At 72.5% G+C, this 11,097-nt stretch carries 8 protein-coding genes; 7 read left to right on the top strand and 1 reads right to left on the bottom strand.

Annotation, left to right across the window (positions count from 1 at the left end; translation table 11 throughout):
* The first annotated feature begins 62 nt into the window (after window positions 1-62).
* The 6 genes from mtrA to secA all read left to right on the top strand — a co-directional run bounded on the left by mtrA (window position 63) and on the right by secA (window position 8,848).
* Entirely contained in the window at window positions 63-743 is a 681-nt protein-coding gene (gene mtrA / locus ITJ48_RS04440; RefSeq protein ID WP_123546504.1) for an MtrAB system response regulator MtrA, read from the top strand.
* A 9-nt stretch (window positions 744-752) separates the two neighbouring features.
* Window positions 753-2,525, top strand: a complete 1,773-nt coding sequence (gene mtrB, locus ITJ48_RS16050; protein WP_194612546.1) for an MtrAB system histidine kinase MtrB — start codon at window positions 753-755, stop codon at window positions 2,523-2,525.
* Window positions 2,512-4,194, top strand: coding sequence for an LpqB family beta-propeller domain-containing protein (locus ITJ48_RS04430; RefSeq protein ID WP_194612545.1), 1,683 nt, complete (start codon window positions 2,512-2,514; stop codon window positions 4,192-4,194). The genes mtrB and ITJ48_RS04430 overlap by 14 nt, the downstream gene beginning before the upstream one ends.
* 108 nt (window positions 4,195-4,302) lie before the next feature.
* Window positions 4,303-4,971, top strand: coding sequence for a phosphoribosyltransferase family protein (locus ITJ48_RS16600; protein ID WP_194612544.1), 669 nt, complete (start codon window positions 4,303-4,305; stop codon window positions 4,969-4,971).
* Between the two features lie 152 nt (window positions 4,972-5,123).
* Complete coding sequence (gene hpf, locus ITJ48_RS04420) at window positions 5,124-5,825, top strand: ribosome hibernation-promoting factor, HPF/YfiA family (protein WP_123546500.1); 702 nt, start codon at window positions 5,124-5,126, stop codon at window positions 5,823-5,825.
* Between the two features lie 188 nt (window positions 5,826-6,013).
* Window positions 6,014-8,848 (top strand): preprotein translocase subunit SecA, encoded by a 2,835-nt coding sequence (secA, locus tag ITJ48_RS04415; RefSeq protein ID WP_194612543.1) that lies wholly within the window; start codon window positions 6,014-6,016, stop codon window positions 8,846-8,848.
* 88 nt (window positions 8,849-8,936) lie between these two features.
* On the opposite strand, the gene ITJ48_RS04410 is transcribed toward secA, so the two are convergent.
* Window positions 8,937-9,440 (bottom strand): Rv3235 family protein, encoded by a 504-nt coding sequence (locus tag ITJ48_RS04410; RefSeq protein ID WP_194612542.1) that lies wholly within the window; start codon window positions 9,438-9,440, stop codon window positions 8,937-8,939.
* A 153-nt stretch (window positions 9,441-9,593) separates the two neighbouring features.
* Here ITJ48_RS04410 and ITJ48_RS04405 point away from each other — a divergent pair, with 153 nt between their 5' ends.
* On the top strand, window positions 9,594-11,087 hold the full coding sequence (locus ITJ48_RS04405) for a sensor histidine kinase (RefSeq protein WP_123546497.1): 1,494 nt from the start codon (window positions 9,594-9,596) through the stop codon (window positions 11,085-11,087).
* The last annotated feature ends 10 nt before the right edge of the window (window positions 11,088-11,097 follow it).

Below are 11,097 nucleotides of genomic sequence, written 5' to 3'. Positions count from 1 at the left end.
CCTCCTGCACTAATCTGGGTCGACGTGCCGCGACCCGAGCGGCCCAGCCGAAGACGGAGACCATGACCCCGCGCATCCTGGTGGTGGACGACGACCCCGCGCTCGCCGAGATGATCGGCATCGTGCTCCGGGCCGACGAGTTCGAGCCGCACTTCTGCGCCGACGGCGACGGGGCGCTCGCCGCGTTCCGCGACGCCTCGCCCGACCTGGTGCTGCTCGACCTGATGCTGCCGGGCAAGGACGGCCTCGAGGTGTGCCGGGCGATCCGGGCCGAGAGCGGCGTGCCGATCATCATGCTGACCGCGAAGGGCGACACGGTCGACGTGGTCCGCGGGCTCGAGAGCGGGGCCGACGACTACGTCGTCAAGCCCTTCAACCCGAAGGAACTCGTGGCGCGGATCAGGACGCGCCTGCGTCCCCCGACCGAGCCCACCAACGACGTGCTCACGGTCGGCGACCTGCGACTGGACGTGGCCGCGCACGAGGTGCGTCGCGGCGACGCGGTCATCGCCCTGACTCCCCTCGAGTTCGAGCTGCTGCTGGCCCTCGCGTCCAAGCCGCAGCAGGTCTTCACCCGCGAGATGCTCCTGGAGCAGGTCTGGGGCTACCACTACAAGGCCGACACGCGACTGGTCAACGTCCACGTGCAGCGGCTGCGGGCGAAGGTCGAGCACGACCCGGACGCGCCGCGCATCGTCACGACCGTCCGCGGCGTCGGCTACCGCGCCGGCGGCGGGGCCTAGCAGCCCGTCGTGGCCGGGCGGGGCGAGGGCGCGGGCGCGGGCTGGCGGGGCGCCGTCGTCGGTGCGCTCGGCCCCGGTGCCTGGTGGCGACGCCGGGGCGCCTGGCGGGACGTCGGCCCCCACCTCCTCTCGGCGTGGCGCCGGTCGCTCGAGTTCCGCACGGTCGCCCTCACCGTCGTGCTCGCCGGGGTCGGCGCGTCGATCATCGCCACGTCCATCTCGGTCAGCATCAGCGCGAACCTCTACGACCAGCGCCGGGACCAGGTGCAGTCCGAGTCCCAGCGCGCGACGATCCTCGCCCAGTCGATCTTCGACTCGGCGACGGCCACGGAGGACGCGGACCAGGTCGAGCTCGACTCCCTGCAGAACGAGGCCCAGAGCACCATCCTGGGCTCGACGTCGAGCCCGGGCGGCACGAGCATCGCGATCCTGAGGACGCCGGGGCAGTCGACCGCGCAGACCGTGCAGGACATCGCGAGCCCCGACTTCCCCGGGGCCGAGCTGACGCCGGAGCTCCGTGAGCGCGTGGCCTCCGACACCGGGGCGCTCTCGATGCAGCCCGTGGCCCTGCCCCGGGCCGACGGAGGGTCCGTGCCCGGCATCGTCGTCGGCAGCACCCTCCAGGTCCCGACGGCCGGCCAGTACGAGCTCTACCTCGTCTACGACCTCAGCGACGCCGCGACGACGCTGGCGCTGATGCAGCGCACCCTCGCGCTCGGCTCGCTCGCGCTCGTCGTCCTGATCGGCGTCATCACGTACGTCGTCGCCCGGACGGTCGTCCGCCCGGTGCGCGTCGCGGCCGAGACGAGCCAGGCCATCGCGGCGGGCGACCTCGACCAGCGGATCCCCGAGAAGGGCCAGGACGTCGTCGCCACCCTGGGGCGCTCGTTCAACGGCATGGCGGACGGGATGCAGCGGCAGATCTCGCAGCTGGCCGAGCTGTCGCGGGTGCAGCAGCGGTTCGTCAGCGACGTGTCGCACGAGCTGCGCACCCCGCTCACGACGATCCGCCTCGCCGGCGACGTGCTCTACGACCAGCGTGGCTCGTTCACCCCGTCCACGGCCCGCACGGCCGAGCTGCTGCACACGCAGGTCGACCGCTTCGAGCTGCTGCTGGCCGACCTGCTCGAGATCTCGCGCTTCGACGCGGGCGCGGTCGAGCTCGACGTCGAGAGCACCACCGTCGCCACGCTCGTCGAGGACGGCGTGGCCGAGTTCGAGCCGCTGGCCGCCGAGGCCGGCAGCGTGGTCAGCATCGACGCGAGGGGCGGGTACCTCGAGGCCGAGGTCGATCCGCGACGGCTGCGCCGCATCCTGCGCAACCTGCTCGGCAACGCGATCGAGCACGGCGAGGGCAGGCCGATCGAGGTCGAGGTCGACAGCGACGCCGAGTCCGTCGCCGTCGCCGTGCGCGACCACGGCGTCGGCATGCGCCAGGGCGACGTCGAGCGCGTCTTCGACCGGTTCTGGCGGGCCGACCCGTCCCGTCGCCGGACGATCGGCGGCACCGGCCTCGGGCTCGCCATCAGCCTCGAGGACGCCGTCCTGCACGGCGGGCGCCTCGAGGTGTGGTCGAGGCTGGGCGAGGGCAGCCGGTTCGTCGTGACGCTGCCGCGCGTGGCAGGCGCGGCCACCACCTCCTCGCCCCTGGCCGTGGTGCCGCGCGACGCGGACGACCTGGCCGAGCACGGCTCGGAGCCCTGGGCGGGCGCGCTCCCCGAGGCGACGGCGACCCGACCGGCCCCGGACGGCCACGAGGAGGTGCGCCGTGCGAGGCCGTGACCGCCTGCGCGCCCTCGTGGCCGGCGTCGTCCTCGTGGCGACGGTGCTCGCGGGCTGCGCCTCCATCCCCGACAGCGGCCCGGTGCAGGAGGGCGACCCCATCACCGCCGACGTGCCGAGCGACGTCGTGTACACGCCGAAGGGCCCGGTGGCCGACAGCTCGCAGGAGCGCATCCTCCGGGACTTCATCTCGGCGGGCACGGGCCCGCAGGACAACTACGCGGTCGCGCGCGAGTACCTCTCGGCCGGCTTCGCCGACGCCTGGGACGCGCGCGCGAGCGTCACCGTCCGGCCGGGCGGCGGCGCCACGACGCGCGTCGGGGAGGACGAGCTCGAGTACGCGTTCACGGCGACGGCCACCCTCGACGGCGGCGGCCACTACGTCCCCGCCACCACCTCCGTGCCCACCAGCCTCGGCTACTCGTTCGTGCAGGAGGACGCCCAGTGGCGGATCAGCGACGCCCCGGACGGCACGGTGCTGAACCCCGCCACGTTCCAGTCCATCTTCCGGGCCCACGCGGTCTACTTCTACGACCCGTCCTTCCGGTACCTCGTGCCCGACCAGCGGTGGTTCCTCGCCCGGTCGTCGACGAGCACGCGCATCGCCTCGGCGCTCCTCGACGGGCCGTCGACCTGGCTGCAGGGCGCGGTGGTCTCCGCGTTCCCCGAGGGCACGCAGCTCTCGCTGACCGCGATCACCGTCGACGACGGCACCGCCAGGGTCGACCTCACGAGCGACGCCCTCTCGGCCTCGGACACCGCCCGCGCGCGCATGCAGGCCCAGCTGCTGGCGAGCTTCTCGACGCTCTCGACGATCACGGCGGTCGATCTCAGCGTCGAGTCGACCGTCCTCGACGTGCCCGACCTGGGCGGGGCGGCACCCCTGCGCGACCCCACGGTCGACGCGCGGCCCCTGGTGGTCGCCGACGGGGTGCTCGGGTTCGCCTCCCGGTCGTCGGTCAGCCCCCTGCCCGGGCTCGGCCCCGTCGTCGGCGCCCTGGCCCCGACCTCGGCCGAGGCGTCGGCGGACCTGTCCGTCGTCGTCGTGGGGACGGACCGCGGTGCCCTCCGCGTGGGGGCGGACGGCTCGAGCCTGCTCGTCGACGGACGCGCGGGGCTCGCCCCGCCGACCCTCGACGACGCCGGCTGGGTCTGGTCGGTGCCGGTCGACGACGCCCGGGCCGTCACGGCCACCGGCGCGGACGGGGTGCCCCACGCCGTGACGTCCACGCTGCCCGCCGGATCGGCCGTCGTGTCGTTCCGGGTGTCGCGGGACGGCGCCAGGGCGCTCGTGCTGCTCGACGACCAGGGCGAGTCCCGACTCCTGGTCGTCGCCCTGCTGCGCGACTCCCGCGGCGTGCCGACGGCGCTCGGCCCGCCGGTCGAGCTGGCGGCGCCGACGGGCCGCCCCGTCGACGCGACGTGGGCCGACCAGCTGACCGTCGCCACCCTGACCGACACGGGAGAGGGCTCGCTCGTCTCGCTCGCCGAGGTCGGCGGGTCGTCGGCGGGGTCGGGGCAGCCCTCGGGGAGCGCCACGACCATCGTCGGCGGCAACGGGGCGTCCAGCCTGCGCGTGCTGACGGCGGAGGGCTCGGTGCTCGAGCCCCGGGGGAGCAGCTGGCAGGACACGGGCGTCGTGGCGGACCTGCTCGCGACCCAGCGCTGAGCGGTCGGCCGGGGCGTCGTCCCTCCCCGGGGCCGGTCGTCGCGACGCCGTCCCCGTCGGCGGCTCGTCCGGCAGGGGACGGCCTCGTGACGTGGCCAGGCTGGTGAGGTGCCGCTCGTCCTCCGTCCCGCCCTCGCCGTGGCCCTCCGGGGCGCCCTGGCCGCGGTGTCGCCGGTCAGCTGCGCCGGCTGCGGCGCCCCCGACCTCGAGGTCTGCGGCAGCTGCCGACGCCTCCTGCGCCCCCGGCCCGTCGAGGCGGTGCACGCCGGCCTCCGCGTCGTCACGGCGCTCCGGTACGAGTTCGAGGTCCGGGAGGCCGTCCTGGCGTACAAGCAACAGGGCCGAGTGAGGCTCGCGGCCGACCTCGGACCGGCCCTGCGCGCCGCGGTGGACGTCGCCCTGCCCCCGGGTTCCCCGCCGACGGCGCTGGTCGCCGTGCCCCCGTCCCCGTCGGGGCGGCGGCGGCGGGGGTGGGACCCGGTGACGACCCTCGCCCGGGCCGCGGGGGTCTCCGCGTCCCCGGGCGTCCTCGTCGTCCGCCCCGGCCGCTCGTCGTCCCAGAAGCGCCTCGACCGCGAACAGCGCGCGCGGGCCCGACAGGGCAGCCTGCGCTGCCGGGTCGACCTGACGGGCCGCCGGGTGGTCGTCCTCGACGACGTCCTCACGACGGGGAGCACCGTGCAGGAGGCGCGGAGGGCCCTCGAGGACGCGGGCGCCGAGGTGGTCGCCGCGGTCTGCCTCGCGTCGACGCCGCTCGCCGCGCGCGCCGCGTCGTGACGCCCCCGCGCCGGTCCCGCGGCCGCCTCAGGGCGACGCGCGGGTGGACGGGAGGTGACAGGGAGGCGTCGACCTGGCTACGGTGGGGCAAAGGCGTGAAAGGACATCCGCCTGGCTGACAGGCGGCACGTCGATAGCCATAGGAGGTCGTCATGGAAATTTCCGTCACGGGTCGAAACGTCGGCATCACCGATCGTTTCCGCGACTACGCCACTGACAAGGCCGACAAGGTGGCGCAGCTCGCCACCAAGGCTCTGGCGCTCGAGATCAAGGTCTCGCGCCACAACGAGAAGGCGAGCGGCCAGGCCGGCGACGACCGCGTCGAGCTCACCCTCATCGGCCCGGGCCCCCTCGTGCGGGCCGAGTCGACGGGAGGCGACAAGTACGTCGCCTTCGACCTCGCGGTCGCGCGGCTGCTCGAGCGGATACGCCGGGCGAAGGACCGCAAGAAGGTGCACCGGGGCCAGCACAGGCCCACGTCGCTGCAGGAGGCCTCGAGCGCCGACTTCAGCACTCTCGGGGTGGTCCCGGCCGCCGCCGAGACCCTCGACGCGGTCCGCACGGGCAGCGTCCCGACCGTGCAGGGCGAGGTGGCCGAGGAGGAGGACGAGGTCTACACGCCCGTCGTCATCCGCAAGAAGGTCTTCGCGTCGACGCCGATGACCGTCGACGACGCCCTGTACTACATGGAGCTCGTGGGCCACGACTTCTACCTCTTCATCGACTCCGAGACCGATCGCCCGAGCGTCGTCTACCGCCGCAAGGGGTGGGACTACGGCGTCATCGGCCTCGACCAGAGCGCCCCTGAGCTGCAGGAGGCGGCGACGGCCCTGAAGGCGGGCTTCGCCGGCTGACGCCCCGGACGCCCCGGACGCCGCGGCGTCCCGCCGCGGCGTCGCACCAGGCGGCCACGCCCACGGGGGAGGAAGGGAGGACCACGCCGGTCCTCCCTCCTCCTCCCAGGGCAGTGGCCGCTAGTCTTGTCACCATTCCGTGATCGTCCCGCGAGGGGGCGGACACGTCCAGAACCAGGGAGCATCCGTTGGCCAACGTCCTAGAGAAGGTCCTCCGCGTCGGTGAAGGGCGCACACTCCGCAGGCTCAAGGCGTACGCCTCGGCCGTCAACGAGCTCGAGGACGACTTCACGACGCTCACGGACGACGAGCTCAAGAACGAGACCGTCGAGCTGCGCGAGCGCTACGCGGGCGGCGAGTCGCTCGACGACCTGCTGCCCGAGGCCTTCGCAGCCGTCCGGGAGGCCGCGAAGCGGACCCTCGGCATGCGCCACTTCGACGTCCAGCTGATGGGCGGCGCGGCCCTCCACCTCGGCAACATCGCCGAGATGAAGACCGGTGAGGGCAAGACGCTCGTCGCCACGACCGCCGCCTACCTCAACGCGATCGCCTCCCGCGGCGTCCACGTCATCACCGTCAACGACTTCCTCGCGAGCTACCAGTCCGAGCTGATGGGCCGGGTCTTCCGTGCCCTCGGCATGACGACCGGCTGCATCCTCGCCGGACAGACACCGGCCGAGCGCCGCGAGCAGTACGCGGCCGACATCACCTACGGCACGAACAACGAGTTCGGCTTCGACTACCTGCGCGACAACATGGCGTGGCAGTCGCAGGACATGGTCCAGCGCGGCCACTTCTTCGCCGTGGTCGACGAGGTCGACTCGATCCTCATCGACGAGGCGAGGACGCCCCTCATCATCTCGGGGCCCGCCTCGGGCGAGGCCAACCGCTGGTTCGCCGAGTTCGCGACGATCTCGAAGCGCCTCGTCGCCGGCACCGACTACGAGGTCGACGAGAAGAAGCGCACCGTGGGCGTGCTCGAGCCCGGCATCGAGAAGGTCGAGGACTACCTCGGCATCGACAACCTCTACGAGTCGGCCAACACCCCCCTCATCTCGTTCCTCAACAACTCCATCAAGGCGAGCGCGCTGTTCAAGCGCGACAAGGACTACGTCGTGATCAACGGCGAGGTGCTCATCGTCGACGAGCACACCGGCCGCATCCTCAGCGGCCGCCGCTACAACGAGGGCATCCACCAGGCCATCGAGGCCAAGGAGGGGGTGGAGGTCAAGGCGGAGAACCAGACGCTCGCGACCGTCACCCTGCAGAACTACTTCCGCCTCTACAAGAAGCTGTCCGGGATGACGGGAACGGCCGAGACCGAGGCCGCCGAGTTCATGAGCACCTACAAGCTCGGCGTCGTCCCCATCCCCACGAACAAGTCGATGCAGCGCATCGACCAGACCGACCTCGTCTACAAGAACGAGACCGCGAAGTTCGAGCAGGTCGCCGAGGACATCGTGGAGCGCCACGAGAAGGGCCAGCCGGTGCTGGTCGGCACCACGAGCGTCGAGAAGAGCGAGTACCTGTCCCGCCTCCTCGCGAAGCGCGGCGTCAAGCACGAGGTGCTGAACGCCAAGAACCACGCCAGGGAGGCGGCGATCGTCGCCCAGGCCGGTCGCTTCGGCTCGGTCACGGTCGCGACGAACATGGCCGGTCGAGGCACCGACATCATGCTGGGCGGCAACGCCGAGTTCCTCGCCGTCGCGGAGATGAACACGAAGGGCCTCAGCCCCTCCGACACGCCGGACGAGTACGAGGCCGCCTGGGACGACGTCTTCGCGGCCAAGAAGGCCGAGGTCGCCACCGAGGCCGAGAAGGTCATCGAGGCCGGCGGCCTCTACGTGCTCGGCACGGAGCGCCACGAGTCGCGTCGCATCGACAACCAGCTGCGCGGACGCAGCGGCCGACAGGGCGACCCCGGCGAGAGCCGGTTCTACCTGTCCCTCACGGACGACCTGATGCGCCTGTTCAACTCGGGCGCCGCCGAGTCGCTGATGGGCCGGGGCAACGTGCCGGACGACCTGGCCATCGAGAACAAGATCGTCGGCCGTGCCATCCGGTCCGCCCAGTCGCAGGTCGAGTCGCGCAACGCCGAGATCCGCAAGAACGTCCTCAAGTACGACGACGTCCTCAACCGTCAGCGCGAGGCCATCTACGGCGACCGTCGGCACATCCTCGAGGGCGACGACCTGCAGGACCGCTCGCAGCGGTTCCTCGAGGACGTCGTCAACGAGGTCATCGACCAGCACACGGGGGAGGGCAGCCCCGACGACTGGGACCTCGACGCACTCTGGACCGAGCTGCGGACCCTGTGGCCCATCTCGATCACCATCGACGAGGTCATCACCGAGGCAGGCTCCAAGGGCAAGGCGACGCGCGACTTCCTCGGCCAGGAGATCCTCTCCGACGCCAAGGTCGCCTACGGGACCCGTGAGGAGACCCTGGGCGAGCCCGCGATGCGCGAGCTCGAGCGCCGCGTCGTGCTGTCGGTCATCGACCGTCGCTGGCGCGACCACCTGTACGAGATGGACTACCTCAAGGACGGCATCGGCCTCAGGGCCATGGCGCAGCGCGACCCGCTGGTCGAGTACCAGCGCGAGGGCTACGCGCTCTTCCAGAGCATGATGGGCCAGATCCGCGAGGAGTCGGTCGGGTTCCTGTTCAACCTCGAGGTCGAGGTGCAGTCGCAGGTCGGCGCGGCGGAGACCCCCGTCATCGCCGCCAAGGGCCTCGACGGCGAGAAGCAGCAGCCGAAGCTCGAGTACTCCGCCCCCAACATCGCGGGCGAGGTCGAGGTCCGCGACCAGCGCGGGCGCCTCGAGCAGGCCGCGACTGCCAAGGCGCAGAAGGCCCAGGACGACGCCGAGCGCGGCGACGATCCTGAGGTCGCGGCAGCCCAGGCGACCACCACGTCGAAGCCGGGTGCCCGCGGGGCCTTCGGCCAGGCGCAGGGCGGTCAGGCGACCGGCTCGCCCGTCAACCGTGCGGAGCGTCGCGCGGCGGGCAAGAAGAACGGCTGACGCCGCCGGCACGTCCGTGCCGACACGACCCTGACGGGGCCGCTCACCTCCGGTGGGCGGCCCCGTCGCCGTCTGCGGATCGGCTCGCTCAGAGGATGTGCAGCGCGCTCGCCCTCCAGCGCCCGCCGACGGCCTCGAGCCGGATCGCGACGGCTCGCGCGCGACCCCGACCGTGCACGACGACGACCGTCTCGGCGACGCCCGGCACGGGGCGGGCGACCTTCACCGTGCCGATCCGGAGGACGGGCCGGACGGGCCGGTCGGCGAGCACGGAGCGAGCCCGTGTGGACAGCTGGACCCGAGCGCGCAGCACGGCGTGGACGTCGGCCGTGACCCATCGGGTCAGCTGCTGGAGGTCACGAGCGCCGGCGAGCACCTCGAGCACCGACCGCGCGAGGCCCTCGGCGGCCAGGCCGGGGTCGAGCTCCGGCTCGGAGGGAGCCGTCTGCTCAGGGGGGAGCGACTCTGGGGGGAGCGGCTCGACGAGGAACAGCTCGGCGGGACGGTGAGGCGCGTCCGTCCGTCGTTCGGGCTCGTCCAGCCCGCGTGGCTCGTCGGGCTCGGACGACAGGAGGGCGAGAGGGGGAGTCATGGGGCTCGGACTTTCGTCGGTGGTGTGGCGTTCAACATATGACATGCGCAGACGGGTCTGTCCCGCCCTGCCAGTGCTGTGGAGAAGTCGGGGGCACGGGGCGGGCGCACGGCCACGGCCGGCTGTCGCCGGAGGTCGACCTAGACTGGGCGGGTGTCGACGCTCAGTGATCTCGTTCTCGCCCAGGGCCGCTCCAGCGAGGCCGACGTCGAGTGGCTGCACCTGCTGGTCGGCGACTGGCAGCTCCTCGCCGACCTCGCCTTCGCCGACATGGTGCTGTGGGTCCCCACGGACACCGACAGCTACGTGGCCGTCGCCCACGCGCGGCCCTCGAGCTCGGCCACGCTCTTCTACCGCGACTTCGTCGGTCAGGAGGTGCGCCCCGAGTGGCGCTCCCAGATCCAGCAGGCCTTCGAGACGACGCGCATCGTCGACTCGGCGGCGCCCGACTGGTACGAGGAGACACCCACCCGTGTCCGGGCCGTGCCCGTCCTCCGCAGGCTCGGCGCGAGCCGGCCCGACGTGACGGAGGCGCCCATCGCGGTGATCACGCGGCACACGAACCTGAGCGAGGCGCGCACGCCGAGCCGTCAGGAGCTCACCTTCAACCAGTGCAGCAACGACCTGTTCGCGATGATCGCCGCGGGGGACTTCCCGGATCTCGGGGCACCGACCGGCCCGCGGCGGGGTGCGCCCCGCGCCTCCGACGGCCTGCTGCGCCTCGACGTCGACGGCATGGTCACCTTCGCGAGCCCGAACGGCCTGTCGGCGTTCAACCGCATGGGCTTCGCCGGCGAGCTCGAGGGCGAGTCGCTGGCCGAGGTGACGACCGGGCTGCTCCAGGGCAAGCTCGTCATCGACGAGTCGCTCCCGCTCGTCGTCACGGGGCGGGCGCCGTGGCGGACGGACATCGAGGCGCGAGGCGTGACGGTGTCGCTGCGTGCCATCCCGCTCCGCGACAAGGGCGAGCGCGTGGGCGCGGTCGTGCTCTGCCGCGACGTCACCGAGCTGCGCCACCAGGAGCGCGAGCTCATCACGAAGGACGCGACGATCCGCGAGATCCACCACCGCGTCAAGAACAACCTGCAGACCGTCGCGTCGCTCCTGCGGATCCAGGCCCGGCGGACGCACACGGACGTGGCCCGCGAGGCCCTGACGCAGGCGATGCGCCGCGTGGCGTCCATCGCCGTGGTCCACGACACGCTGTCCGAGGGGCTCAGCCAGAACGTCGACTTCGACACGGTCTTCGACAGGGTCCTCATGCTGATCACCGAGGTGGCGTCGAGCCACGCCACCACCGTGCGACCCACCAGGACGGGCAGCTTCGGCGCCCTCCCGAGCGAGTACGCGACCCCGTTGGCCCTGGCGCTCACCGAGCTCGTCACCAACGCCGTCGAGCACGGCCTCGACGGTCGCGACGGGGTCGTCGAGATCTCGGCCGAGCGCGACGACGAACAGCTGACGGTGAAGGTGCGAGACGACGGCGTCGGCCTGCCCGAGGGAAAGGTCGGCTCCGGTCTGGGCACGCAGATCGTCCGGACGCTCATCCAGGGCGAGCTCGGCGGCACCATCGACTGGCACACGCTCGTCGGGAACGGCACCGAGGTCACCATCGAGATCCCGTTCCGGTGGCTGACCCGGTCCTGACGGCCGAGGC

It is taken from the genome of Frigoribacterium sp. VKM Ac-2530, assembly GCF_015350835.1.
Classification (GTDB): Bacteria; Actinomycetota; Actinomycetes; order Actinomycetales; family Microbacteriaceae; genus Frigoribacterium.
Note: the sequence above shows the minus strand (reverse complement) of the source record. Positions and strands in the feature narration are given on the sequence as shown.

Excerpts from the sequence above, each read along its gene's own strand:
- mtrA (WP_123546504.1), top strand. The coding sequence starts at position 63 with ATGACCCCGCGCATCCTGGTGGTGGACGACGACCCCGCGCTCGCCGAG.
- hpf (WP_123546500.1), top strand. The coding sequence starts at position 5,124 with ATGGAAATTTCCGTCACGGGTCGAAACGTCGGCATCACCGATCGTTTC.
- ITJ48_RS04410 (WP_194612542.1), bottom strand. The coding sequence starts at position 9,440 with ATGACTCCCCCTCTCGCCCTCCTGTCGTCCGAGCCCGACGAGCCACGC.